The following is a 26,468-nucleotide window of genomic DNA, read 5'->3' on the forward strand; positions in this document are numbered from 1 at the left end:
TATGGCCCATTCTGCACCCCGGATCGCGACCATCGACGGCATCGCGGATGAAATCGCCGCCCTGCTGGGTTCGATGCTGGTCGAAACCGTCGATCATGCCGATGAACTGAGCTTCACTGTCGTGCGCGAGGAATTGGCGAACGCCATGGTCACGCTGCGCGACATGGGGCATTATCAGCAGCTGATGGAGATTGCCGGGGTCGACTATCCCGACCGAGCCGAGCGCTTCGAGGTCTGCTATCATTTGCTGAGCGTGACACGGAATCATCGTATCCGCGTGAAGGTGAGCACCGACGAAAATATGCCGGTGCCGACCGTCACGCACATCTGGCCGGTCGCCGGCTGGCTGGAACGCGAAGTGTTCGACATGTACGGCGTGGTGTTCGAAGGCAATACGGACCTGCGCCGCATCCTGACCGATTATGGGTTCAGGGGCCATCCGCAGCGCAAGGATTTTCCGCTGACCGGCTATGTCGAGTTGCGCTATTCCGAAGAAGATAAGCGGGTCGTGTACGAACCGGTGCGTCTGGCTCAGGATTTCCGCAGCTTCGACTTCATGAGCCCGTGGGAAGGTGCGCAATATGTGCTGCCGGGGGACGAAAAAGCCGGTCAGGCGCCAGGCGCGCCCACGCCTGCTGCCGCGCCACCGCCGCCGCCTTCCGCGCCAAAGGGGGAAGCGAAGGGTGACACGCCCAAGACGACCGAGAGCAAGAGCGATACGGGGGCTGGCGAGCCGGCCAACGCCAAAGCGGCGGCCAAGTCAGAGGATGCTCCGGTAAAGCCGGAGGAGCATACCGATGAAGGCGAAGGCGCTGCCAAGCCGGAGGACAAGGCGTAATGGCCGATTATCTGGACGAACTGGACCATCGCACCGACGCGGCCGATCCGGCCTATGGTGATACCGAAATCCAGAATTACACGATCAACTTCGGTCCACAGCATCCCGCTGCGCACGGCGTTCTGCGCCTCGTCATGGAGCTGGAAGGCGAAATCGTCGAGCGTTGCGATCCGCATGTCGGCCTGCTGCACCGCGGCACCGAAAAGCTGATCGAATATAAGACCTATTTGCAGGCGCTGCCCTATTTCGACCGGCTCGACTATTGCTCGCCGCTCGGTATGGAGCACAGCTATGTGCTGGCGGTCGAAAAGCTGCTGAACCTCGAAGTGCCGCTGCGCGCGCAATATCTGCGCGTGTTCTTCGCGGAGCTGACGCGCATCTGCAATCATATGCTGAACCTCGGTAGCCATGTGATGGACGTGGGCGCGATGACGCCCAACCTGTGGCTGTTCGAAATTCGCGAGGATTGCCTGAACTTCTTCGAGCGTGCGTCGGGCGCGCGCATGCACTCGGCCTATTTCCGGCCGGGCGGCGTGCATCAGGATGTGCCGCTCAAGCTGCTGACCGACATTGCCGACTGGCTGGACACGCGATTGCCGCGCCTGTTCGAGGATGCGATGAGCCTGGTGGTCGACAACCGCATCTTCAAGCAGCGCAATGTCGACATCGCCGTCGTCTCGAAGGAAGACGCGCTGAAATGGGGCTTTTCCGGCCCGATGATCCGCGGCAGCGGCATTCCGTGGGACATCCGCAAGGCGCAGCCTTATGACGTCTATGACCGCATGGACTTCGACGTTCCGGTCGGCACCAACTTCGACTGCTATGACCGGTTCATGGTGCGCGTCGAGGAAGTCCGCCAGTCCGCGCGGATCATGAAGCAGTGCCTGAACGAGATGCCTGAAGGGCCGATCGCGAGTTTCGACCGCAAGGTGGTGCCGCCCAAGCGCGGCGAGATGAAGCGCTCGATGGAAGCGCTGATCCATCACTTCAAACTTTATACCGAGGGTTTCCACGTCCCGGCGGGCGAAGTCTATGTCGCGACGGAAAGCCCCAAGGGCGAATTCGGCGTCTATCTGGTCGCGGACGGCAGCAACAAGCCCTATCGCTGCAAGATCCGCCCGACCGCCTTCTCGCATCTGCAGGCGATGGACTTCATGATGAAGGGCCACATGCTCGCCGACACTACCGCTGTACTAGGCGCGATGGATATCGTGTTCGGAGAATGTGACCGCTAATGGCTGACGCACCCCATATCCCTGACGAAGCCGAGACCCGCGCGCGCTGGGGCGCGTTTGCGTGGACGGCAGAGAATGCCGCGCAGGCCGAGAAGGTCATCGCCCGCTATCCCGCCGGCCGCCAGCAGTCCGCGGTGATGCCGCTGCTCGATCTTGCCCAGCGGCAGGTCGGCGCGGAGACGCAGACGCAGGGCTGGCTGCCCGTGCCGGTGATGGAATATATCGCCCGGCAGCTCGATATGCCGTATATGCGCGTCTATGAGGTCGCGACCTTCTACACCATGTACAATCTGGCGCCGGTCGGCCGCTATCATGTGCAGGTGTGCGGCACGACACCCTGCATGCTGCGCGGTTCGGACGACGTGTTTTCGGCCTGCAAGAACAAGGGTCTGGTAAAGGGATCGACCACGCCCGACGGCCTGTTCACTCTGACTGAGGTCGAGTGCCTTGGCGCGTGCGCCAATGCGCCGATGGTCCAGATCAACGACGATAATTTCGAAGATCTGACCTATGACAGCATGAGCGCGATCCTGGACGATCTGGCCGCCGGAAAGCAGCCGAAGATCGGCCCGCAGATCGACCGCCAGACCAGCTGTCCCGAAGGCGGTCCGACCAGCCTGCCGGAAATGGTCGACGACAATCATGATTATCGCGGCCAGTGGGGAGCCACGGCCGCATGAGTGCGCTTGTCTCCATCATCCTGGCGATCATCGTCTTCATCATCGCGCTCAAGATTTTGGGCGCGGTGCTGGGCCTCGTCCTTGGACTGGCGGTGGCCGTGCTCGCCTATTTCGTTGCTGAAAAACTGATCGGAAAGGGCCGATAATGGCCGAAGACACCGCGCCTCCCGCGCCGCCGCCGTTCGTCGGTCCGCTGGCCGACAAGGATCGCATCTTCACCAACGTATACGGCTTCCAGGATTGGGGCATCGACGCGGCGATGAAGCGCGGCGACTGGGACAATACCAAGGCCCTGCTGGAGATCGGCCAGGACGAAATCATCAACCGCATCAAGGCGTCCGGCCTACGCGGTCGCGGCGGTGCGGGCTTCCCGACCGGCATGAAGTGGAGTTTCATGCCCAAGGAAAGCAAGGACGGCCGGCCGAGCTTCCTGGTCATCAATGCCGATGAATCCGAACCGGGTTCATGCAAGGACCGCGAGATCATCCGGCATGATCCGCACAAGCTGATCGAAGGCGCGCTGATTGCCGGCTTCGCGATGCGGGCGCGCGCGGCCTATATTTATATTCGCGGCGAGTTTATCTACGAAGCCAAGGTTCTCTTCGCCGCCGTCGAGCAGGCCTATGCCAAGGGCTTCCTAGGCAAGAATGCCTGCGGGTCGGGCTATGATTTCGATGTGTTCGTCCATCGCGGCGCTGGCGCCTATATCTGTGGCGAGGAAACCGCGCAGATCGAGAGCCTGGAGGGCAAGAAGGGCCAGCCGCGCCTGAAGCCACCGTTTCCGGCGGGCGCGGGTCTTTATGGTTGCCCGACCACGGTCAACAATGTGGAGTCGATCGCGGTCGCCCCAACGATTTTGCGTCGCTCGCCGGAATGGTTTGCCTCGATCGGACGTCCCAATAATCTGGGCACCAAGCTGTTCCAGATCAGCGGGCATGTGAACAAGCCCTGCGTGGTCGAGGAGGCCATGGGCATCCCGTTCCGCGAGCTGATCGACCGCCATTGCGGCGGCATTCGCGGCGGCTGGGACAATCTGCTGGCGGTGATCCCTGGCGGATCGTCGGTGCCGCTGGTGCCGGCCAAGGAGATTATGGACGCGCCGATGGACTTTGATGGCCTGAAAGGTCTTGGCTCGGGTCTTGGCACTGCGGCCATCATCGTCATGGACAAATCGACTGATATTGTCCGGGCGATCAGCCGTTTGTCCTATTTCTACAAGCACGAGAGCTGCGGTCAGTGCACGCCGTGCCGCGAAGGCACCGGCTGGATGTGGCGGGTGATGGAACGGCTGCGCACCGGCGATGCGGACCAGAGCGAGATCGACATGTTGTTCCAGGTGACCAAGCAGGTCGAAGGCCACACCATCTGCGCGCTGGGCGACGCGGCCGCCTGGCCGATCCAGGGCCTGATCCGGCACTTCCGCCCGGAAATCGAGCGTCGGATCGCCGAGCGCGGCGCTCCGGTCATGGAGGCCGCCGAGTGATCGATCAGCCTGTCAGCGGCTACAAGACGATACGGGTGTTCGGATGGGGCTTTGCCCTCATCTGGGCGGCCTTCTTCGTCACGCTGGTGTTTGCGCTGGCCGATGCGCCATCTCTCTATGGTGAGCCGATCGTCATTGCGACGCTGGTGGGCATGGCCATGGCGATATACGGGGCATATCTCACCGGCCTGACGAAGCGCGTTGGTGTTTACCTGTATGTAGCCGGTGCCGGCATTCAGGTCATCAAGGGCTTTTTCCTGCCCCAGACATGGGGTTTTATCTGGGGCTATGCCCTGTTTCTTGTCATGTTCGTCGCGGTCGTCGTGCCGAACTGGAATCTATTCCGGGGTCGTCCCAATGCCTAAAGTCAAAGTCGACGGCGTAGAACTCGAAGTGCCGGCAGGCGCCACTGTCCTGCAGGCGTGCGAATTGGCGGGGAAGGAAATTCCGCGCTTCTGCTATCATGAACGCTTGTCCATCGCCGGCAATTGCCGCATGTGCCTGGTCGAGGTGAAGCCCGGACCGCCCAAGCCACAGGCTTCGTGCGCGCTGCCTGCTGCCGACAATCAGGAAATCTTCACCCAGACTGAAATGGTGAAGACGGCGCGCGAGGGGGTGATGGAGTTTCTGCTCATCAACCATCCGCTCGATTGCCCGATCTGCGACCAGGGCGGCGAATGCGATTTGCAGGACCAGTCGGTCGCCTATGGCCGGGGCGGCAGCCGCTATGACGAAAACAAGCGTGCCGTCACCGAAAAATATATGGGGCCGATCGTCAAGACGGTCATGACCCGGTGCATCCAATGCACCCGCTGCGTGCGCTTTGCCGAAGAAGTCGCGGGGGTGCCGGAAATCGGCGCCATTTATCGCGGCGAGAATATGCAGATTACCACCTATCTGGAGCATGCCGCCAAAAGCGAGCTTTCGGGTAACGTGGTTGATCTTTGCCCGGTCGGCGCGCTGACGTCCAAGCCTTATGCTTTCGAAGCGCGGCCCTGGGAGCTGAAGAAGACGCACGCGATCGACGTCATGGACGCGGTCGGGACAAACATCCGGCTCGACAGCCGCGGTCGTCAGGTTCTGCGCGCGGTGCCGCGCATCAATGACGACGTGAATGAGGAATGGGCATCCGACAAGACCCGGCACAATGTCGATGGGCTGGTGCGCAAGCGGCTCGACAAGCCGTTCGTCCGCAGGGATGGCAAGTTGGTCGCGGCTACCTGGGAAGAAGCGTTCAAGGCGATTGCGGCGGTGCAGCATGGCGGCAGCGTCGCAGCGATCGCCGGCGACCTGCTCGACTGCGAGACCATGTTTGCCGGCAAGCTGCTGGCGGAGAAGCTGGGCGGCACGATGCTGGAAGGGCGTCAGACCGGTCTTGCCTATGACGTGTCGAGCCTGTCGTCGGTGGTATTCAACACCCCGCTGGCCGATCTGGAAACTGCGGACGTCATCCTGCTGGTCGGCACCAATTTGCGCTGGGAAGCGCCTCTGGTGAACACGCGCATCCGCAAGGCGATCAAACGTGGCGCGACAATATTTGCCGTCGGCCCCGAGGTCGATCTGACCTACAAGGTCGAATGGCTGGGGAATGACGCCTCGCTCCTCGGTAAGCTGCCGGAAGCCGTGGTTGAAGCCTTTGCCAAGGCTGCGCGTCCGACGATGATCGTCGGTGGCGGGGTGCTGGCGAAGGACGGCGCGCATGGCGACACGCTGGCGTTGGTCGATACGCTGGGCCTGATCAAGGATGGCTGGAACGGCTATAACGTCCTGCACTTTGCGGCTTCACGCATGGGCGGGCTGATGCTGGGCTATGCGATGGACGGCGGCATCAAGGCGATGGCGCAAGCCGCGCCCAAGTTGCTTTTTTCGCTGGGCGCTGATGAGGTCGATTATGCGGCGTTTGATGGCAGCTTCAAAGTCTATATCGGCCATCATGGCGACAAGGGCGCGCATGCAGCGGACGTGATTCTGCCTGGCGCAAGCTATGCCGAAAAGGCTGGCACCTATGTCAATCTGGAAGGTCGGGTGCAGCGCGGTGAAAAGGCCGTGTTCGCACCGGGTGACGCGCGCGAAGACTGGTCGATCCTGCGCGCCTTGTCGGATGTGATGGGGGCGACGCTGCCCTTCGACAGCTTCGAACAATTGCGCGCGGAGATGGCCAAGGCCGTGCCGGCGCTGGGGCAGGAAGGGCTGGTCGATTTCGGTTGGTCCGTTCCGAGCCTGCCCAGCGGGGCGACCGGGGAGTTGGGTTCGCCGATCAAGGATTTCTACCTCACCAACGCGATTTGCCGCGCCAGCCCGACGATGCAGCAATGCTCGGCCGAGCTGATCCATGGTGAAAGCTTCGCGGAGGCCGCAGAGTGACCGCCTTTTTCCAAAATATGGGCCTGCCGTTCGAAGGCGCGTGGCTGCTCGCCACCGTCATCGGCATATTGCTGATCGCGCTGCCGGTCATGCTGGCGGTGGCGATGATCATCTATGCTGACCGGAAGATTTGGGCGGCAATGGCCCTGCGGCGCGGCCCCAACGTCGTCGGCCCGTTCGGTCTGCTCCAGTCCTTTGCGGATGGTCTTAAGGTCTTCCTGCAGGAAACCATCATTCCGTCGGCGGCGAACAAGACCCTGTTCCTGATCGCGCCGATCATCACCTTCACGGTCGCGCTGATGGCTTGGGCGGTGGTGCCGTTCCAGGTCGGCGTGGTGCTGGCGGACATCAATGTCGGCCTGCTCTATGTCCTCGCCATCTCCTCGCTTGGGGTTTACGGCGTCGTGTTGTCGGGCTGGGCGTCCAACTCCAAATATCCCTTCTACTCGGCGATCCGCGCCAGCGCGCAGATGATCAGCTATGAAGTCTCGATCGGCTTTATCCTGATCTGCGTCGTGCTGTGGGCCGGCAGCTTCAATCTGACGGCGATCGTGGAAAGCCAGAAGGGCTATTATGGGTTTCTGAACGGCAACGGCTTCAACCCGCTGCTATTCCCCATGGCCATCATGTTCCTGATTTCCGCGATGGCGGAAACGGCGCGTGCGCCTTTCGACCTGACCGAAGCGGAAAGCGAGCTGGTCGCGGGCTATCAGACCGAATATTCGTCGATGGCGTTTGCGCTGTTCTGGCTGGGCGAATATGCCAACGTCATTCTGATGTGTGCGCTCAACGCGGTGCTGTTCTGGGGTGGCTATCTGCCGCCGTTCGATTGGGCGCCGCTTTATTATGTGCCCGGCATCCTCTGGCTGTTTGCCAAGATCCTCTTTTTCTTCTTCGTCTTCTCCTGGGTGAAGGCGACGGTGCCCCGCTACCGTTATGATCAGCTGATGCGGCTGGGCTGGAAAATCTTCCTGCCAACCTCGCTGCTGTTCGTGTTCCTGGTTTCGGGCTTCCTCATGCTGACGCGCTATGGAGGCGCACAATGAGCCTCGGTTACTACGTCAAGTCGTTTACCCTCTGGGAGTTCGTGAAGGCGCACGCCCTGACCTTGAAATATTTTTTCAAGCCAAAGGCGACGATCAACTATCCCTATGAGAAGAACCCGATTTCGCCGCGGTTCCGGGGCGAGCATGCGTTGCGTCGTTACCCCAACGGCGAAGAACGGTGCATCGCGTGCAAGCTGTGCGAAGCGGTCTGCCCGGCGCAGGCCATCACGATCGAGGCGCAGCCGCGCGACGATGGCAGCCGCCGCACGACACGGTATGACATCGACATGACCAAGTGCATCTATTGCGGCTTCTGTCAGGAAGCATGCCCGGTGGACGCAGTCGTGGAAGGTCCGAACTTCGAATTCGCGACCGAAACCCGCGAGGAGCTGATCTACGACAAGGCCAAGCTTCTTGAAAATGGTGACAAGTGGGAACGCGCGATCGCCGCGAACCTTGCCGCCGATGCACCCTATCGTTAAGCCGCGCGCCAAGGGGAATATGATCCTGTGATTCACGTTGTCGCCTTCTATCTGTTCGCCACGATTGTGGTGTGCAGCGGCGCGCTGACGATCCTGTCGCGCAACCCGGTCCATTCGGTCCTGTGGCTGATCCTGGCCTTCTTCAACGCCGCTGGCCTGATGATCTTGCTGGGCGCGGAATTTATCGCGATGCTGCTGGTCATCGTCTATGTCGGCGCCGTCGCGGTGTTGTTCCTGTTCGTCGTCATGATGCTGGACATTGATTTTGCCGAATTGCGCGCAGGCTTCGTGAGCTATCTGCCGTTCGGCCTGCTGGTCGCGCTGGTGCTGTTGGCGGAAATCGTCCTCGGCATTGGCTTGTGGAGCGTCGGTCCGATCGAGCTGGCGCAGCGCGCCGGCCCGGTTAACCCGGAGCTCAGCAATATCCAGGCGATCGGCGCGCTTCTCTATACGCGCTACATCTTCCTGTTCGAAGCGGCGGGCATCGTCCTACTGGTGGCTATGATCGGCGCTATCGTCCTGACACACCGTGCACGTGGCGGGGTTCGCCCGCAGAATATCGCGCGTCAGAACCAGCGCCGGCCGCAAGATGCCGTGCGCAACGTCAATCAGCCCGTGGGGCAGGGGGTGGAGCTGTGATCGGCCTGCAACATTATCTGGTGGTCAGCGCCATCCTGTTCGTGATGGGGGTGCTGGGCATCTTCATCAACCGCAAGAATGTGATCATCATCCTGATGGCGATCGAGCTGATCCTGCTGAGCGTGAACATCAACCTTGTGGCGTTCAGCGCCTTCCTCGGCGATCTGGTCGGTCAAGTGTTCAGCATGTTCGTGCTGACCGTCGCGGCGGGTGAGGCGGCCATCGGCCTTGCCATCCTCGTCATCTACTTTCGCGGTCGCGGCACCATTGCCGTCGATGACATCAACCAGATGAAGGGCTGAGCCGTTTCATGATCCAGCTTATCGTCCTTCTGCCGCTGCTGGCGGCTGCCATCGCTGGCCTTGGAAACAAGGCGCTTGGCAAGCTGCCGGCCAAGATCGTCACGACCGGCGCGCTGTTCATCGCCTGCGCAATGAGCTGGATGATCTTCGTCCCGTTCGTCGCCGGTCATGCAGAGGCGACCGTTACGCCTCTTTTTACCTGGATCGAAAGCGGCAGCTTCGATGCCCAGTGGGCGCTGCGCGTAGACACGATGACAGCGGTCATGTTGGTGGTCATCACCAGCGTATCCAGTCTCGTCCACCTCTACAGCTGGGGCTATATGGACGAAGAGCCGGATCAGCCGCGCTTCTTCGCCTATCTCTCGCTTTTCACCTTCGCGATGCTGATGCTCGTGACCGCGAACAATCTGCTCCAGATGTTCTTCGGCTGGGAAGGCGTAGGTCTGGCGTCTTATCTTCTCATCGGTTTCTGGTTCCGTAAGCCCAGCGCCAATGCCGCTGCGATTAAAGCCTTCGTCGTCAACCGCGTCGGCGACCTTGGCTTCATGATGGGCATTTTCGGCACCTATCTGGTGTTCAACACGATTTCGATCCCGGAAATCCTTGAGGCTGCGCCGTCAATGGCAGGCTCGACCATCGGGTTCCTGGGCTATCGTTTCGATACCATGACCGTGCTTTGCCTGCTGCTGTTCGTCGGCGCGATGGGCAAGTCGGCGCAGCTCGGCCTGCACACCTGGTTGCCTGACGCGATGGAAGGCCCGACCCCTGTGTCGGCGCTGATCCACGCCGCGACGATGGTGACGGCCGGCGTGTTCATGGTGTGCCGCCTGTCACCGATGTTCGAAACCTCGCCCACAGCGCTTGGCTTCGTAACCTTCATCGGCGCTGCCACCTGCCTGTTCGCGGCGACGGTCGGCACCGTGCAGACGGACATCAAGCGCGTCATCGCCTATTCAACCTGTTCGCAGCTGGGCTATATGTTCTTCGCGGCGGGCGTCGGCGCTTATGGCGCGGCGATGTTCCATCTCTTCACGCACGCCTTTTTCAAGGCGCTGCTCTTCCTCGGCGCAGGATCGGTCATCCATGCGATGCATCATGAGCAGGACATGCGCTATTATGGCGGCCTGCGCAAAAGCATCCCCATCACCTTCTGGACAATGACACTCGGCACGCTGGCGATCACCGGCGTCGGCATTCCGCTCGTTGGTGTTGGCTTTGCCGGCTTCTATTCAAAGGATGGCATCCTTGAAGCCGCGTTCGCGGCTGGCGGGGCGGGCGTGGGGGCCTATTATGTCGGCGTGTTCGCTGCATTGCTGACCAGCTTCTACAGCTGGCGCCTGGTGTTCCTGACCTTTTTCGGCAAGCCGCGCTGGGCAGCGTCAGAGCATATCCAGCATGCGCTTCATGATGCCCATGGCCATGACGATCATGACACGCATGGCCATGGAGCAGAGCATGACAATGCGCCTGCGCAGGAAGATGCAGGCGATGAGCCGCATGCGCACGGTACCGCCGCGCATGCTTTGCCTGCGGGCACGGGTGGCTATCATCCGCACGAAAGCGGCCTGGTCATGCTGATCCCGTTGGTCGTGCTGAGCCTGGGCGCGGTTTTTGCCGGCTTCGTCTTCCACGACCAGTTCATCGGCGCGGAAGGCGGCATGGAGTTCTGGAACGGGGCGCTCGCCTTTAACAGCCATCTGATGCACGCTGCCCATGAAGTGCCGACCTGGGTGAAGTTCGGCCCGTTCACGGTGATGGCCATCGGGCTGCTGATCGCCTGGCTTGTCTACATCAAGAACACCGATTGGCCGCAGCGCTTCGTGTCGACCTTCGGTGCGCTTTACCAGTTCCTCCTCAATAAATGGTATTTTGACGAGCTGTATCACTTCCTGTTCGTCAGGCCCGCCTTCGCCATCGGCCGCTTCTTCTGGAAGTTCGGGGATGTCGGTTTCATCGACCGCTTTGGCCCCAACGGGCTTGCCGCGCTGGTCGTGCAGGGCAACAAGATCACGCGTCGGATTCAGTCCGGCTACCTTTACACCTACGCGCTGGTGATGCTGATTGGCCTCGCCGCAGCCGCAACCTGGGCGATGACACGATAATGGACGGCTTCCCCATCCTTTCCCTGATGATGGCAGTGCCGATGGCGGGGGCCATCGCCTGTCTCTTTGCAGGCGCCAATAGCGCACGCTGGATAGCGCTGATCGCTACGCTGGTCGATCTGGTGCTCGGCATCGCGCTCTGGGCGAATTTCGATCAGGCTGGAACGGCAGCGCAGTGGCAATTTCAGGAATATGCGCCGATTTTCGGGCGCTTTGCCTGGGCGCTCGGCATTGACGGCATTGCGCTGATGCTGATCGTCCTGACCGTCTTCCTGATGCCAATTTGCATCGGCGCAAGCTGGCAGGCCATCCAGAAACGTGTCGGCGAGTATATGGCGGCGTTCCTGTTCATGGAGGTGCTGATGATCGGCGTCTTCACGGCACAGGACATCTACCTCTTTTACGTCATGTTCGAAGCCGGCCTCATCCCGATGTACCTTATCATCGGTATCTGGGGGGGCGCGGACCGCATTTACGCGAGCTATAAATTCTTCCTATACACGCTCCTTGGCTCGGTCCTCATGCTGATAGCGATGATGTGGATGGTGCATGAAGCGGGCACGACCGAAATTCCCGCGTTGATGGCCTATAATTTTGCGCCAGAGGCGCAGACCTGGCTGTTCCTGGCCTTCTTCGCCAGCTTTGCGGTCAAGATGCCGATGTGGCCCGTCCACACCTGGCTGCCTGACGCCCACGTTCAGGCACCCACCGCAGGGTCGGTGATCCTGGCGGGTGTGCTGCTGAAAATGGGGGGCTATGGCTTCATCCGTTTCTCGTTGCCGATGTTCCCGGAAGCCTCGGCACAGCTCGCCTGGCTGATTTGGGGCCTGTCGATGGTCGCGGTGGTCTACACCAGCCTGGTTGCGCTGGTTCAGAGTGATATGAAGAAGCTGATCGCCTATTCCTCGGTTGCGCATATGGCGATCGTCACGGTCGGGCTGTTCGCCTTCAATCAGGCCGGGATCGAAGGCGCGATGATGGTCATGCTGGGCCATGGCCTGGTGTCGGGCGCGCTGTTCCTGTGTGTCGGCGTGATTTACGATCGCCTGCACACGCGAGAGATCAACCGATATGGTGGCCTCAGCATCAACATGCCCAAATATGCGGTGTTGTTCCTTCTGTTCACCATGGCGTCGGTCGGCTTGCCCGGCACGTCCAACTTCGTCGGCGAATTTCTGTCACTAATGGGAATTTACCAGGCATCCAGCTGGGTGGCGCTGGTTTGCACCACGGGTATCATTTTGGGCGCGGCCTACATGCTCTATTTGTATCGGCGGATCGCTTATGGCGAACAGGTCAATGCTGATGCAGCAGCCATGCCTGACCTGTCCGTGCGCGAAATTGCCCTGCTGGCGCCAATCGCGGCGGCGGTGCTGTGGATGGGCGTCTATCCCGAAAGTTTCCTCGCTCCGATGCGGTCCGATATTCGCGCGCTCGAAGCGCGCCTCGCTCCTGCGGCACCCGCAGGTGATTCCCATATCAAGATGGGCGCGGCGAAGTCGGCTGGCGGCGCCACCCATGAAGAAGCAAGCGTGCACGGGGAGGCGCACTGATGATTGAATCCGCTTCCCTTCTGGCGGTTGCGCCGGAACTGGTCCTGACCGTCGGTGGTCTCGCTCTGATGCTGGTGGCCGCCTGGGGCGGCGAAGCGAGCAGCCGCGTCGTCAACTGGCTGGCCGTCCTGACACTGGTGCTGGCTGGCGTTGCCTTGTCGACCTCGCTCGCCAATGGCCCTGTTGCCTTCGATGGGTTGGTGCGGGCAGACGCCTTCTCGGCGTTTGCCAAGGGCATGATCTACGCCGCCGCTGCTGCCGCCATTCTTCTCGCCCCCCGCTATTTCCAGACGGACGGCAGGGAACGGCCCGAATATCCGGTGCTGATCCTGTTCAGCGCCATCGGCATGGGCATGATGGTGTCGGCAGGCGACCTGTTGACCCTTTATGTCGGCCTCGAAATGCAGAGCCTTGCAGCCTATGTGCTGGCAAGCTTCATGCGCCGGGACGCACGATCGTCCGAAGCGGGCCTCAAATATTTCGTGCTGGGGTCGCTGGCGAGCGGCATTCTGCTCTACGGGTCGGCGCTGCTGTACGGTTTCACCGGCACGACGGCGTTTGACGGCATTGCGGTGGCCATGGGTAACGGCGTATCGAATGGCGAGCTGTTCGGCATGGTGTTCCTGCTGGCGGGCTTGGCTTTCAAGATGAGCGCGGTGCCGTTCCATATGTGGACCCCCGACGTCTACGAGGGCGCCCCAACCCCTGTGACGACTTTCTTCGGCAGCGCTCCCAAAGTTGCAGCTATGGCGCTGGCGGTTCGGGTCGCGATCGAAGCGCTCGGTCCTGCGGGGCTGGACTGGCAGCAGATCGTGATTTTCGTCGCGCTGGCGTCCATCATCCTGGGTGCGGTGGCGGCTATTGGTCAGACCAATATTAAGCGTCTGATGGCCTATTCATCGATCAACAATGTGGGCTTCGCGCTGATCGGCCTTGCCGCGGGCACGCCTGCTGGTGTCGCCGCAACCATGAGTTACATGGCCATCTATGTTGTCATGACGATCGGCGCTTTCGCCTGCATCCTGCAAATGCGGGACGCAGATGGCCGCCCGGTCGAAAGCATCGCCAGCCTTGCCGGACTGTCGCAGTCGCGCAAGGGTCTGGCCGCGGCCTTCGCGATCTTCATGTTCTCGATGGCCGGCATCCCGCCGCTCTTTGGCTTCTGGGCGAAGTTCCTGGTGTTCGATGCCGCGGTCGCTGCGGATCTGACTGCGCTTGCCGCCTTCGGCATCGCTGCCTCGGTGATCGGTGCTTTCTATTATCTCAAGATCATCAAGACGATCTATTTTGACGAGCCGGCCGCAGCCTATGAAGCCAAGGGCGGAATGGTCGAAAATGTCATCCTCACCGCCTGTGCGGTGGTCATCGTCTTTGGGTATCTGCTAAACCCGGCACTCGACGCGGTCAGCGCGGCTGCTGCCGCGTCACTCTTCTGACACTGATCCGCTTCGTAGCCGAAACCGGCTCCACCAATGCCGACATGCTGGCATTGGCGGAGCAGGGCGCGCCCGAGGGCAGTTGGCTCCGCGCCGGCAGGCAGACCGGTGGTCGCGGGCGGATGGGTCGACATTGGGAAAGCCCGGCAGGCAACCTCCATTCTTCCACATTGGTCAGGGTGCGGGCTAGTGATCCGCCCGCGCATACATTGGCACTCGTCGCCGCCAATGCAGTCCACGCGCTGATTGCGCCCCTGTGCGTCGGCAATGCCCGGATTAAATGGCCCAACGACATATTGGTCGACGGCGCAAAGATCGCCGGTATCCTGCTGGAGCGGGCGGGCGACGCCGTCATTGCCGGCATCGGCGTCAACGTGACCGGTCATCCCGAAGATCTGGATCGGCCCGTCACCAGTTTGAAAGCGCAAGGCGCCATCGAAACCGATGCCGGCGCGTTGCTGGAACGCCTCGCCGCGTTGTTCACTCATTGGCTTGCGGTATGGCGCGCGCAGGGGTTGGAGCCGGTCCGGGCACACTGGCTGCTCAACGCCCATCCACGAGGGACAGCCATGCGCGTGCTCCAGCCGAATGGCGAGCAGGTGGAAGGGGCCTTCGACACGCTGGATCAACAGGGCATGTTGATCCTTCGCTTGGCGGATGGCCAGAGCCGTGCCATTCACGCGGGCGACATCATCCTCAACTGAAGGGTCGGATCATGCTTCTCGCGATCGACGCGGGTAATACCAATGTCGTTTTCGCCTTGCTGGAAGCAGGGACGATCCGCGCGCGGTGGCGGATTGCGACTGATCCACGCCGCACGGCCGATGAATATGCCGTATGGCTGAACCAGCTTTTGATGCTGGAAGGCTTCACCATTGCTGATGTCAGCGCAGTAATTATCGCCACCGTGGTGCCGCGGGCGTTGCACAATCTGCAAGTGCTGGCGGACAAATATTTCAAGACATCGGCGCTGCTTGCCGGTCAAGGCGCGGTGCAATGGGGTATCCCTCTGGACGTGGCGGAGCCAGCATCCGTCGGAGCGGACCGGGTTGTAAACGCCATTGCCGCCCACCATCTTTATCCCGAGGATTTGATCGTTATCGATTTCGGCACTGCCACCACGTTTGACGTCGTTGATTATACCGGCGCCTATAAGGGCGGCATTATTGCGCCTGGCATCAACCTGTCGCTCGATGCGCTGGTCGCCGCAGCAGCCAAGCTGCCCAAGATCGCCATTGCGCCGCCCGAAAGCCGTTCCGTGATCGGCCGCACCACCGAAGCGCAGATGCATATCGGCGTTTTCTGGGGTTATGTGGCGATGATGGAAGGGCTGGTCGCGCGCATTCGTGCGGAAATCGGCCGGCCTGCCAAAGTGATTTCAACCGGGGGCCTTGCCGTCCTCTTTAACGACAATAGCGATATTTTCGATGCGATTGCGCCGGACCTGACAATTCAGGGCTTGGCGCTGTTGTACGAGCGGAGTTTGAATAGAGAATGACACCTGGAAATGAGCTGCTCTTCCTGGCCCTTGGCGGGTCGGGCGAGATCGGCATGAACGTGAATCTATATGGCTGCCAAGGCAAATGGGTGATGGTCGATCTTGGCCTCACTTTCGCTGACCCGGCCTATCCGGGCGTGGAACTGATCCTGCCGGACCTGAGCTTTATCGAGGACCGACGCGACGACCTCCTCGGCATCGTGCTTACCCATGGACATGAGGATCATATCGGCGCGATCCCTTATCTGGCCGCGGATCTTGGTGTGCCGCTCTACGCGACGCCCTTCACGGCCGGCCTCATCCGGTTGAAGCTTGAGGAAGAGGGCCTGACCAACGATGTCGAACTCAACGTCATCGATAATGAGGGAAGCTTCGCTCTTGGTCCCTTCGGATTTCGTTATGTCCCGCTGGCGCACTCCATTCCAGAGGGCAATGCGGTACTGATCGACACGCCATATGGGCGCATATTCCACACCGGAGACTGGAAGCTAGATGAACGCCCGCTTCTGGGCCAACCGTCCACGCCCGAAGAATTGTCGGCGATCGGTGATGAAGGGGTATTGGCGCTGGTGTGCGATAGCACCAATGTGTTCAATGCAGAGGCGAGCGGATCCGAAGGCGATGTGCGCGAAGGCCTGATGCAGACCGTCGCCAGCGCAAAGGGGCGCGTGCTGGTGACGACCTTTGCCTCCAATGCCGCGCGTTTGCAGACTTTGGGCGAAGTCGCCAACGCGACGGGGCGCAAATTGTGCGTCGCCGGCCGTTCGCTGGACCGGATTATTGGGACCGCGAAGGCCGCGGGCTATCTCAAGGATTTTCCGCCGACGGTCGATTGGGACGACGTGATGGCCTTGCCGCGCAGCGAGGTGATGATCATCGCGACAGGCGGGCAGGGGGAGGCCCGCGCGGCGCTGTCGCGCATTGCCTTCAACAGCCATCCGATCAAACTGGCCGAAGGCGACATGGTTGTCTTTTCCTCCAAGCAGATACCCGGAAACGAGATTGCGATCGGCCGCATTCAGAATGCACTGGCGATGGCTGGCGTGTTGATGGTCACCGATCGCCAGGCCGAGGTTCATGTGTCCGGCCATCCCGGCCGACCGGAACTGGAAGCTATGTATCGCTGGATCCGGCCGGACATTCTCCTGCCGGTGCATGGTGAGCGTCGGCATATGGCGGAACAGGCGCGGCTGGGGCTGGCAAATGGCATTCGCCATGCACCGGTTCAATCCAATGGCGATTTGCTGCGACTGGCTCCCGGGGCGCCGGAAATCATTGGCCGTCAGGAAACCGGGCGATTGGTCTTGGATGGCGACGTCATCCTGCCGGCGGATGGGACGACAATCAACGAGCGTCGCAAGCTGGGTCTTCACGGTCAGATCAGCGTCGCTGTCGCCATTGATCGAAAGGGGAAGCTGATCGGGAGCCCGGCGTTGCGAACGCAGGGCGTGCCGGTCGAAGAGGATAAGGCGGCTTTCCTGGAAGAAGCTGCGCAAGAGGTCGGATCGGTTATCGCCAAGGGCTCACAGGAGGACGAGGCCCTGAGAGAGCGCGTCCGTCTGGCCGTTCGACGCACGGCGACGCGCTGGACAGGCAAAAAGCCTTTGGTGGACGTGCTCCTCATTCGCGCCTAATCAGGCCACATGAACTGGTACGCGATTTTCGCCATTTATTTTTTGATGTGGGTCATATGCGCCTTCGTCATGCTGCCTTTCGGACTGCGCACGCCCGACGAAACGGGTGAGGCGCTGCTCCGGGGGCAGGCGGACAGTGCGCCCAGCAATTTCCGCCCAGGAATAGTGGTGCTCCGCGCCACGATCTTATCGGCCTTTTTATTCGGTCTTTATTATCTGAATTATACCCAAGGTTGGGTCACGATCGACATGGTTCCGGGGTACCGCTCCGCCTCATCGTAGCGGGTGGCCGCAGCGGCTGAGGCGGGGGAAGGCAACAGATCCGTCGCAAGGGGCAGCGCCCTATAGTCGAGTTCGACGCCAAATGGCGTCTGCCGGTGGTGCGATATCTTCCAGACAACAGCCTCTGCGAAGGCGGGGCAGTATCTTCGTGGCGACACGTTCGCTCATGCCCTTTGGTTCGAGCCATAGCGACCGTGATGTCGTCAATGGCGGCCTCAGCGCGATAACCAATCCTATTGCCGGAGCCGCTCTATCGCCTGCGCAAGGGCGACGTAGAGTTTGCCCATGTCCGATGACAGGATCGCAACGCCCAGCGCGTTGCCATCGCGCGAGGACAGGATCACGCGCAACATGGCTTCGAAGTCATGGATATAGCGGTTCACATGATCGCGAAATTCCGCATCGTCGTCATAATGCAGGGCTATCTCACGCGATTCCCCGGCATCAAGCAGTTTGACGGCGCGACGGGTGAATACGCCACGATCGCCCTTGAGATAGGCCGACCAAGCGGAATCGGTGACATCGTTCGACAATATCTTGGCGACATCGATCGCGGTGCTGTTGAGCGATTCGATCAGCAAGGCCGAACGGCGGGCGAAGTGATCGCGATCGCGTTCTTCCGTCGCATGTCTGGCTTCTTCGATGCGCTGATCAATGCTGGCACTGGTGTCGGCAATCGTCAGGAGCTGGCGGGTCAGCCGTTCCGATGCCTGTTGTGCAGCCTTCACCGCTTCGTCGGCAACCTGAGCTATCTGGGCGATCTGGGCGGTCACCTTCTCGCTGATGACGCCTTCAACGGCCTGCTCGCTGGCATCTGCCAATTGTTTAGCGGCATCCGGAATGACCCGTCCAAGCGCCTGACGGGCACGCTCGGCCGCTTGTTCAGCGGTGTCCTTGACGCGCAGAAGCGCCGTCACGAGGAGGGGGCCTGCGCCTTCGGTAATGCGGCTTGCATCCTGATGTGCCGCATCCAGCGCCGCGCGCAACCGGTCTATAAGGTCACGATTGGCTTCCAATCCACCCTGTGTGCTTTCAAGCCATTCGGTAAGGCGCGCACCCTGACCACGCAACAAGGCTTCCGCCTCCTCGGCACGACCGACCAGGGCTTGGGAAATGGCCTCCAATCGTTCCATCTCCGGCGCGGTGTCGCCCAGCAGACTGCGGCTCTGCTCCATCCTGCTGTCGAACCGGTCCAGCGCGGCGGGATAAGTTTCGTCCAGTTCGCGAACGCTCGCGTCGAGCGCAACCATCAGCGTCTCTGCGTTGCCGATCAGCCGGTCCGCAGTCGCGCCGCCAGCATTCAGCGCCTCATCGATTCGTCGGGTTTCCGCCGTCAGTCGTTCCAGCGCCCCGGTCAGCCTCTGGTTCCTGGCCATTGCTGACTGTTCCAGAGCCTCGAACCGCGTTTCCGCCGCACTCGCGCTGTCCTGCAATTCGACATGAAGGCTGGTGAGCAGAGTGCGCTGCCCTTCAACCATGTCGTTAATCTGATGCAGACGGCCTTCAACATCACCGATCGCGTCGGTCAGGCCCACCACGGTTTCGTTGCCGATCATGTCCAGATGGGTGCGCGAACGGAAAATGAGATCGGTGAGCGCGTCCGACTGGAAGCTCAACCTGCCGTCAGTGAGTGCCAGCGCCTCCTGCGCCTGATCGAGCGCCGCGCCCAGCCGGCCCCGCAAATCCTGCTCGATATGATCCATGTCGCGGGCCAACGCGGTGAGCGCCTGTTCGCTGCTGGCGTCGATGCCTGTCTGCGCGGCCGCCACCAGCGCCGTTAGCGAATCGGCGCGCCGGGTCAGACTCTCGTCGATCGTCGAGAGCGTCTGTCGTGTTCTTTGCGCCACTGCGTTCAAGCGCTCGTCGATTACCGCTTGGGTTGTTTCCAGATCATCCAACAGAGCGGTGCGGACCTGTTCGCTGGTGCGGGCGAGCCCGTCCTGCGCGCCTTCGATTAGCTGCGAGAGCGCCGCACACTGGTCTTCCAGCTGCGCCCGGCTGTGGTCCATCGCCAGACGCGCACCCGTGGCGGTTGCCTCGATCCGATTTGCGGCGATGTCCGCCATACCCGACACTTCGTCGCTGGATGCGCGGGTGGCTTCCTGCAACTGGCTTAGCTGGCTGGTCAGGCTCTTGGTGGCGGCCAGCATGCGCGCGCGCGCGTCGTCAGACAATTCGGTGAGCCCGTGTAGCCGCGTTTCCAGCGTATCGATTCGCTCGCCCAGGGCGTGACCATTGTCCATGATCTGCGCGGCGATGCGCGCGCTACGCTCCTCAAGGGTCGGGATGGATGCGATCAGCGCCTCCATCCGATTGAGAAGGGCTGCGCCGGCGTGCTCGGCTGCCTCGGCGCGATCTGCTGTCACTTGCGCACGGCTTGCAATCAGCTCAGCCGACGCTTCCATATTGCTGCTCGCAGCGGCACCATAGCTGTCGAGCAGTTCGGCCTGATCCTGCATCGTCCGGCGCGCCGATTCCAGCTGGGTCACAATATGACCAAGGCGCAATTCCAGCAGATCGGCTTCTGCGCGCATTGCGCGCGCCGTATCGCGATAGCGCCGCGATTCCGTCCTGCTGTTCCTCATCACCAACATATGGACAACGCACAACAGGATGAGCGGCACGGCCATGGTGGCAACCGCTTGGCTCCACCCAGCCGGGCCGGCGCGCAACTGGCCAGAGACCATTACGCTCCAGCCCGCAAAAACAATCCAAGCCAGCGCCAGAATGGCAAGCGCGGCCGTGACCGGGCGCGTCCATTTAGCGTCCCGATCATTGGTCGCTGGCGCCTCGTCAATGTCCATGACGGCCTGTTTCAACAACAAGATGTCATCGGATTGCGCCTGTGATTCCGTCGCGATCGGTTCATCGCGCCAAAAATCGACGATTGTGCTGCCCCCTGTCATTTCACCACCTTAACAGCTTTTACGCGCGGGCAAATGCCCCGTTACCAAAACTTAACGCAAGCCAGATAGCGTTGGTCGCCATGTCCTATGATCCTGGCGCTCTCGATGCGGCATTGGCCGCCGCCGTTGGCGACGATACCGCGCTTATCGCGGATTTGCGTGTCGCGTTCCTGGAAAGCGCCAGCCGCCAGATAGATTTGCTGGGCAGGGCGCGTTGCGATGCCAACTGGCATCTGGCTGCCTGGCGGCTGAAAGGCCTGGCGGCGAGCTTTGGCCTCACATCCCTGATGGCGCTGGCGGAAGAAGCGGCACAGTCGGCGCCCGGCGATCCCAAAATCCTGCGTCGGCTTCAGGCGACTCTCGATACCTTGGCTCGCGACTGATACCGGGCTTGCGTCCGTTGCTTGCGCTTGCGAAAAGGTAGTCAGTCAAGAACGGGTCGTCGTCATTACATCATGAGTTTCGCCGCAATTTTGAGCGCCAGTCGCGCACCCGCCGATTCGTCGGGGGGCCTGCGCGCCTGTCTGCATTTCGCGGGGCAGACCCTGGTCGAATATCAGGCGCGTCAGGCCGTGCGTGCTGGGGCGGACCGGATTTTCGTAATGGTCAGCGTCATCACGCCTGCCCTGTCGCAGGCGGTCGATCGTTTGAGTGCGGACGGGATCGCTGTCGCGCTGGTCCGGGATATGGTGTCGATGGTGCGTGACGCGCCGCGCGATGCCGACGTCTTGCTGATCGCGGACGGCGCGATCGTCAGCCAGGCGCATGTCGATCATCTGGGTTCGGCGATGGGCGATACATTGCTGGTCGCCGACGATTCCCGCGCAAGCGCCCCATTGGAAAGGATCGACGCCGGTCAGCGCTGGGCCGGCTTGGCGCGCATAAGTCCTGCCCTTTTGTTCGGAACGCTCGACATGATCGGCGACTGGGACCTGGCGTTGACGCTGGTCCGGAGCGCGGTTCAGAAGGGCGCGCGTAGGATCACCGTGCCAGAGGCTGACCTGCTCGAAGGCAGGGCGGCCATGGTCGAAAGCCAGCAACAAGCCGATCTTGTCGCGCAGGCCATAACCTCTGCAGGGGCCGATCGCGCCTATGACAGGGGCGGCCTGGAACATTATGTTCTTGCGCCGTTGGCACGATCCATCGGCGGAGCCCTGATGCGGCTGCAAGTGCCCGCCTTTCAGGTGCGTATTGGCGCGATGGCGCTCGCGGCAATCGCTCTTGTTCCCATTGAGCTATCCTGGGTTCTGCCGGGTTTTTGCCTGATGCTGGTTGCCATCCTGCTGTGCGATTCCGCCGATCGTCTGGACGAACTGGCATTGCGCCCGCCCCCGCGAGGGTGGACTGCCTTCGTCGCGCCTGCCTTGACCCTCATCGGTATCGCTCTCGCTGGCGAAAGTGCGGTCGCATTTGATCTAGCCATGTTGGTGATGCTGCTCACGCTGGCGGTTCGCTGGCGACGGTTGGGAGGGGCAATGCCCTGGATGGTTTTTACGCCAGCGACACTTCTGGTCTTGTTGATTATCGGGGGTGCGCTGGGCTTCATGCAGGAAGCCTACCGCTTAGGAATGCTTGCCGCCATCGCATCAGCAGGCGCGCTTATCCTGCGGCGGCCAGCCTGAATTTTTCCTCGCACGGTTTAGTGCATTTTAACGACGTGCATTTATGGTTGTGGTCATGAGCGGCCCGTCCACTATTTTGCGCGCCAGGTTGTCGGCGGACGGGAGGCTGCTGAGCGCCGATGCGGCGCTGTTAGCGTTGCAGAAGGAAGCTGGCGGCGACCTTGGAACGCCGATCGCCGTGCCGCAACTCGCCGCGATCGCTCGCCTGACCCATCGTATGGGTGCGGCGGTGTCCCGTCCCGTCATCGCGGCGGCCGAGCGGGGATTGATTGATATGTGGGTGAGGGCGCGCCCGGATGGTGGCGGCGTCGCACTGGCCATTATTGATTGGCACGAGCGTCCGATTGAAGGCGATTCCACTGAAACATTGCGGCGAGAGGCTGATCTGGCCGCTCTGGCGGAAGGATGGGCCTGGCAAATCGATACGGAATTGCGGTTCGAAATGATAGCGGCGGGACATGGACCTCAAGGAGTCCTGCCGGCGGCTCCACCCGTGCCCGGCTCACGCTTTGCCGGTTTCTTCGAACTGCGTGCGGAGGACGACGGGGATTTGCCGATGCTGCGCGGGATCGCACAGCGTCGGGCGTTTCGTCATCAGGTCGCGGCCCAGGCGAGCGACCCCGGACGGCTGTTTCAGTTGTCCGGTTATCCCTTGTTCGATCTGGCCGGGCAATTGATCGGATATCGCGGTTCGGCTTTCCCCTTGGATCAGATGATATTGGCGCCGTTGGGACGGGAGCCCGAGGTCACGCTCTACCCGGCGGACTTCGGCAAGCGCCTGGACCGGTCCCTGCGTCAGCCGCTCGGACGCATCATCGCCAATGCGGACACGATCAGCGCCCAGATGGAAGGACCCCTACGGGCCGATTATGCCGGCTATGCCGATGACATTGCATCGGCGGGTCGGCATCTCATGGCGTTGATCGATGACCTGGCCGATCTTCAGGCAATCGATCGCCCGGATTTCTCCGTCACACTGGAAGAGGTGGACCTGGCTGACCTTGGCCGACGCGCCGCCGGCTTGCTTCGCGTTAAAGCCCTGGATCGACAGATCCTGATCGTTCCGCCCCCTGAGGATGCCAGTGCGACGGCCACGGGCGAATTCCGGCGAGTCCTGCAAATATTGGTCAACCTGATCAGCAACGCGGTCCGTTATTCCCCCCAGGGCAGCATGGTGCGCGTCGTCACCGAACAGGCGCGCGGGCAAGCACGGATCATGGTGATCGATCAAGGCAGTGGCGTTGCAATCGCGGACCGCGAGCGCATTTTCGATAAGTTCGAGCGGCTGGGGCGCGATGACGCTGGCGGTAGCGGGCTTGGCCTCTACATTTCGCGCCGCCTGGCGCGGGCCATGGGGGGCGATATCGAAATCGGCGGCGCGGTCGGGGAAGGCGCGCGCTTCATCCTCAGCCTGCCGGCGCGTACCTAGCCCTCCTACGCGCTACCGCCCCAAAGAAAACGGCGCCCGAAACGGGCGCCGTTTGTTTTCGATGATGATCCGGCTTAGCGCTTGTCGACCGGCACATAGTCGCGCTGCGTCGGCCCGGTATAGAGCTGGCGCGGACGGCCGATCTTCTGCGCGGGATCGGAAATCATTTCGTTCCACTGCGCGACCCAACCGACGGTGCGAGCCAGCGCGAAGAGCACGGTGAACATTTCGGTCGGGAAGCCGATCGCGGAGAGAATGACGCCCGAATAGAAGTCGACATTCGGGTAGAGCTTCTTCTCGATGAAATAGGGGTCGTTGAGCGCGATCTGCTCCAGTTCCTTTGCGACATCGAAGATAGGATCGTCGACACCCAGCTTTTCCAGCACGTCCTTGGCCGTCTTCTGCATCACGGTCGCGCGCGGATCGTAATTCTTATAGACGCGATGGCCAAAGCCCATCAGGCGGAACGGATCGTCCTTATTCTTGGCGCGTGCGATATATTCGGGAATGCGGTCCACCGTGCCGATTTCGCGCAGCATGTTGAGCGCCGCTTCATTGGCACCACCATGCGCAGGCCCCCACAGACAGGCGATGCCCGCCGCGATGCAGGCAAAGGGATTGGCACCCGACGAGCCGGCAAGGCGCACGGTGGAAGTCGACGCATTCTGCTCATGATCGGCGTGCAGGATGAAGATCTTGTCCATCGCATCGACGATGACCGGATCGACCTCATATTCTTCCGCCGGGACCGAAAAGGTCATGCGCAGGAAGTTTGCAGTGTAGCTGAGGTCGTTACGCGGATAGACGAAGGGCTGGCCGACCGAATATTTATAGGCCATCGCCGCGATCGTCGGCATCTTGGCAATCAGGCGGTGGCTGGCAATCCGGCGCTGTTCCGGATCATTAATGTCTGTCGAGTCATGATAGAATGCCGACAGGGCGCCCACGACACCGCACATGATCGCCATGGGATGCGCGTCCCGGCGGAAGCCGCGATAGAAAGTCGTCAGCTGTTCGTGGATCATGGTATGGCGCGTGATCGTGTGCGTGAACTCGTCCAGTTCCTTGGCCGAAGGCAGTTCGCCGTTCAGCAGGAGGTAGCTTACTTCCATGAAGCTGGACTGTTCGGCAAGCTGCCCGATCGGATAGCCGCGATGCAGCAGCACGCCTTCGTCGCCGTCGATATAGGTCAGGCCAGAATCACAGCTGGCTGTCGAGGTAAAGCCCGGATCATAGGTGAACATGCCGGTATTGGCGTAAAGCTTGCGAACGTCGATGACCTGGGGACCCATGGTGCCATCCATGATGGCATAGTCCTGGGCGTCGCTGCCCATTGTCAAAATGGCCTTATTATCCGACATGTTTTTCTCCTTGAGTGCCATCAACTGGCCGCAGCGTGCCCGGCTGCGATCAGTCGATCCAAGCTTTCTTCTCTCCCCAAAAGGAAGAGGACGTCAAAAATGCCCGGCGAGACGGTACGGCCGGTAAGCGCAGCGCGCAGCGGCTGCGCCACCTTGCCAAGCCCCAGGCCAGCATCCTCTGCCACGCGGCGTATCACGTCCTCGATCGCTTCGACCGTCCAGGACGGAACGGTCCGCAGAGCGTCGGCTGTCTTTATCAGCAGCGCACGCGCAGGCTCATCTAGCAGAGCCGTAGCCTTTTCGTCAAAGTCGAGTGGGCAAGATTTGAACAGGAACTCGGCCCCTTCCGCAATTTCATTTAGGGTTTTGGCTCGAGGCTTGAGCGATCCCATCGCCTGCCGCAAAATATCGGCTTGGGCAGGTGCAAGGCGTGTATCCAGACGCGATTCGACGCGGGGCGCGACGAGCGCCGCAAGCCGAACATCCTCAGCCTCCCGCAGATAATGGCCGTTCAGATTTTCCAGTTTCTTGATGTCGAAACGCGAAGGCGACCGACCGACGCCATCGATGTCAAACAATTCGATCGCGCGGTCGAGCGAGATAAGTTCTTCGTCGCCATGCCCCCAGCCAAGCCGCAACAGATAGTTGAGCACTGCTTCGGGCAGCATCCCCATTTCGTCGCGATAGGCGTCTACGCCGAGCGCACCGTGTCTCTTGGACAGCTTTGCGCCATCCGACCCGTGAATGAGCGGGATATGCGCGTAAACCGGCTCATCCCATCCAGTTTCGATCTGGGCCATCGCCTTGATGATCGTTAGTTGGCGAAAGGCATTATTGAGGTGATCATCGCCACGGATGACATGCGTCACACCCATATCGCGATCGTCGACGACGACGGCCAGCATATAGGTGGGCGTTCCGTCCGATCGTAACAGGATCATATCGTCCAGTTCGGCATTCTGCACGACCACACGGCCCTGAACGGCGTCTTCAACGACCGTCTCGCCTTCGCGCGGCGCCTTGATACGGATGACGTAGGGTGCGCCTTCGGGTGCTTCGCCGGGATCGCGATCCCTCCAGCGGCCATCATAGCGCATAGGCAGCTTTGCGGCCCGCTGCTGTTCGCGCAATTCGGCGAGTTCTTCGGGGGTCGCAAAACATTTATACGCGTGGCCCGCGGCGAGTAACTGTGCGGCGACTTCGGCATGGCGCGGGGTCCGTTCGAACTGAAAGACCGCCGGTTCATCACCGCCAAGACCCAGCCAGTCCAACCCATCGAAGATGGCTGCAACGGCAGCCTCGGTGGAACGGGCGCGGTCGGTATCCTCAATCCGCAGCAGGAACTTGCCGCCATGATGGCGGGCGAACAGCCAGTTGAACAGAGCGGTCCGTGCGCCGCCGATATGCAAATAACCCGTGGGGGACGGGGCGAAACGGGTCACCACCTGCTTGCTTTTTCCCGTTGCGCTCGCCGTCATATTCTTTGACATTCGCCTTATCTGATCCATGAATTCGACGCCCCCTAGCATGGCTTTTGAGCCACGACAAACCTCCTGTCGCGGGCGGCTCAAGACAC

General features: G+C 61.2%; 24 protein-coding genes. 21 read left to right on the forward strand and 3 right to left on the reverse strand.

Annotation, left to right across the window (positions count from 1 at the left end):
• Position 1: 1 nt before the first annotated feature.
• From LL253_RS06630 to LL253_RS06715, 18 genes are read left to right on the forward strand one after another with little or no spacing between them, the layout of a single operon-like run.
• On the forward strand, positions 2-838 hold the full coding sequence (locus tag LL253_RS06630) for an NADH-quinone oxidoreductase subunit C (RefSeq protein WP_228226653.1): 837 nt from the start codon (positions 2-4) through the stop codon (positions 836-838).
• Entirely contained in the window at positions 838-2,073 is a 1,236-nt protein-coding gene (locus LL253_RS06635; protein WP_009821729.1) for an NADH-quinone oxidoreductase subunit D, read from the forward strand. Before LL253_RS06630 ends, LL253_RS06635 begins: the two co-directional genes overlap by 1 nt.
• Entirely contained in the window at positions 2,073-2,753 is a 681-nt protein-coding gene (gene nuoE, locus LL253_RS06640; RefSeq protein ID WP_228226654.1) for an NADH-quinone oxidoreductase subunit NuoE, read from the forward strand. The genes LL253_RS06635 and nuoE overlap by 1 nt, the downstream gene beginning before the upstream one ends.
• Positions 2,750-2,899, forward strand: coding sequence for a hypothetical protein (locus LL253_RS06645; protein ID WP_009821727.1), 150 nt, complete (start codon positions 2,750-2,752; stop codon positions 2,897-2,899). Before nuoE ends, LL253_RS06645 begins: the two co-directional genes overlap by 4 nt.
• The gene (nuoF, locus tag LL253_RS06650; protein WP_228226655.1) at positions 2,899-4,236 is read left to right on the forward strand and encodes an NADH-quinone oxidoreductase subunit NuoF; all 1,338 of its coding nucleotides are present in this window, start codon (positions 2,899-2,901) and stop codon (positions 4,234-4,236) included. Before LL253_RS06645 ends, nuoF begins: the two co-directional genes overlap by 1 nt.
• Positions 4,233-4,601, forward strand: coding sequence for a hypothetical protein (locus tag LL253_RS06655; protein WP_228226656.1), 369 nt, complete (start codon positions 4,233-4,235; stop codon positions 4,599-4,601). The genes nuoF and LL253_RS06655 overlap by 4 nt, the downstream gene beginning before the upstream one ends.
• A complete protein-coding gene (gene nuoG / locus LL253_RS06660) occupies positions 4,594-6,600 on the forward strand; it encodes an NADH-quinone oxidoreductase subunit NuoG (protein WP_228226657.1) in 2,007 nt (668 codons plus the stop codon). The genes LL253_RS06655 and nuoG overlap by 8 nt, the downstream gene beginning before the upstream one ends.
• Entirely contained in the window at positions 6,597-7,646 is a 1,050-nt protein-coding gene (nuoH, locus tag LL253_RS06665; protein WP_228226658.1) for an NADH-quinone oxidoreductase subunit NuoH, read from the forward strand. The genes nuoG and nuoH overlap by 4 nt, the downstream gene beginning before the upstream one ends.
• A complete protein-coding gene (nuoI, locus tag LL253_RS06670) occupies positions 7,643-8,128 on the forward strand; it encodes an NADH-quinone oxidoreductase subunit NuoI (protein WP_009821722.1) in 486 nt (161 codons plus the stop codon). Before nuoH ends, nuoI begins: the two co-directional genes overlap by 4 nt.
• A gap of 27 nt (positions 8,129-8,155) precedes the next feature.
• Positions 8,156-8,767, forward strand: a complete 612-nt coding sequence (locus LL253_RS06675) for an NADH-quinone oxidoreductase subunit J (protein WP_009821721.1) — start codon at positions 8,156-8,158, stop codon at positions 8,765-8,767.
• Positions 8,764-9,069: an NADH-quinone oxidoreductase subunit NuoK gene (gene nuoK, locus LL253_RS06680; protein ID WP_009821720.1), complete on the forward strand. Its 306-nt coding sequence runs from the start codon at positions 8,764-8,766 to the stop codon at positions 9,067-9,069. Before LL253_RS06675 ends, nuoK begins: the two co-directional genes overlap by 4 nt.
• Before the next feature lie 8 nt (positions 9,070-9,077).
• Positions 9,078-11,171 (forward strand): NADH-quinone oxidoreductase subunit L, encoded by a 2,094-nt coding sequence (gene nuoL / locus LL253_RS06685; RefSeq protein WP_228226659.1) that lies wholly within the window; start codon positions 9,078-9,080, stop codon positions 11,169-11,171.
• On the forward strand, positions 11,171-12,724 hold the full coding sequence (locus LL253_RS06690) for an NADH-quinone oxidoreductase subunit M (protein WP_228226660.1): 1,554 nt from the start codon (positions 11,171-11,173) through the stop codon (positions 12,722-12,724). Before nuoL ends, LL253_RS06690 begins: the two co-directional genes overlap by 1 nt.
• A complete protein-coding gene (gene nuoN, locus LL253_RS06695) occupies positions 12,724-14,160 on the forward strand; it encodes an NADH-quinone oxidoreductase subunit NuoN (protein WP_228226661.1) in 1,437 nt (478 codons plus the stop codon). The genes LL253_RS06690 and nuoN overlap by 1 nt, the downstream gene beginning before the upstream one ends.
• A 2-nt stretch (positions 14,161-14,162) precedes the next feature.
• Positions 14,163-14,864 carry a biotin--[acetyl-CoA-carboxylase] ligase gene (locus LL253_RS06700; RefSeq protein ID WP_228226837.1) on the forward strand — a complete coding sequence of 234 codons (702 nt, stop codon included), beginning with the start codon at positions 14,163-14,165 and terminating at the stop codon, positions 14,862-14,864.
• Positions 14,865-14,875: 11 nt separating this feature from the next.
• The gene (locus LL253_RS06705) at positions 14,876-15,658 is read left to right on the forward strand and encodes a type III pantothenate kinase (protein ID WP_009821715.1); all 783 of its coding nucleotides are present in this window, start codon (positions 14,876-14,878) and stop codon (positions 15,656-15,658) included.
• On the forward strand, positions 15,655-17,292 hold the full coding sequence (locus tag LL253_RS06710; RefSeq protein ID WP_228226662.1) for a ribonuclease J: 1,638 nt from the start codon (positions 15,655-15,657) through the stop codon (positions 17,290-17,292). The genes LL253_RS06705 and LL253_RS06710 overlap by 4 nt, the downstream gene beginning before the upstream one ends.
• Before the next feature lie 9 nt (positions 17,293-17,301).
• Positions 17,302-17,574 (forward strand): DUF1467 family protein, encoded by a 273-nt coding sequence (locus LL253_RS06715; RefSeq protein ID WP_009821713.1) that lies wholly within the window; start codon positions 17,302-17,304, stop codon positions 17,572-17,574.
• A gap of 233 nt (positions 17,575-17,807) precedes the next feature.
• Here LL253_RS06715 and LL253_RS06720 read toward each other — a convergent pair whose 3' ends face one another.
• A complete protein-coding gene (locus LL253_RS06720; RefSeq protein WP_228226663.1) occupies positions 17,808-20,480 on the reverse strand; it encodes a coiled-coil domain-containing protein in 2,673 nt (890 codons plus the stop codon).
• 80 nt (positions 20,481-20,560) lie between these two features.
• Here LL253_RS06720 and LL253_RS06725 point away from each other — a divergent pair, with 80 nt between their 5' ends.
• The 3 genes from LL253_RS06725 (at position 20,561) to LL253_RS06735 (ending at position 23,531) form a co-directional block, all read left to right on the forward strand.
• On the forward strand, positions 20,561-20,863 hold the full coding sequence (locus tag LL253_RS06725; RefSeq protein ID WP_037542240.1) for an Hpt domain-containing protein: 303 nt from the start codon (positions 20,561-20,563) through the stop codon (positions 20,861-20,863).
• Between the two features lie 72 nt (positions 20,864-20,935).
• Positions 20,936-22,102, forward strand: a complete 1,167-nt coding sequence (locus tag LL253_RS06730) for a hypothetical protein (RefSeq protein WP_228226664.1) — start codon at positions 20,936-20,938, stop codon at positions 22,100-22,102.
• 55 nt (positions 22,103-22,157) lie between these two features.
• Positions 22,158-23,531 (forward strand): sensor histidine kinase, encoded by a 1,374-nt coding sequence (locus LL253_RS06735; RefSeq protein ID WP_228226665.1) that lies wholly within the window; start codon positions 22,158-22,160, stop codon positions 23,529-23,531.
• A 74-nt stretch (positions 23,532-23,605) separates the two neighbouring features.
• Here the strand turns inward: LL253_RS06735 and LL253_RS06740 are convergent, their stop codons facing one another.
• Both LL253_RS06740 and gltX read right to left on the reverse strand, forming a co-directional pair.
• Complete coding sequence (locus tag LL253_RS06740; protein WP_228222606.1) at positions 23,606-24,892, reverse strand: citrate synthase; 1,287 nt, start codon at positions 24,890-24,892, stop codon at positions 23,606-23,608.
• Between the two features lie 20 nt (positions 24,893-24,912).
• Positions 24,913-26,370, reverse strand: a complete 1,458-nt coding sequence (gene gltX, locus LL253_RS06745; protein WP_228226666.1) for a glutamate--tRNA ligase — start codon at positions 26,368-26,370, stop codon at positions 24,913-24,915.
• Between the last annotated feature and the right edge of the window lie 98 nt (positions 26,371-26,468).

This window comes from Sphingobium soli, assembly GCF_020782245.1.
GTDB lineage: Bacteria > Pseudomonadota > Alphaproteobacteria > Sphingomonadales > Sphingomonadaceae > Sphingobium > Sphingobium soli.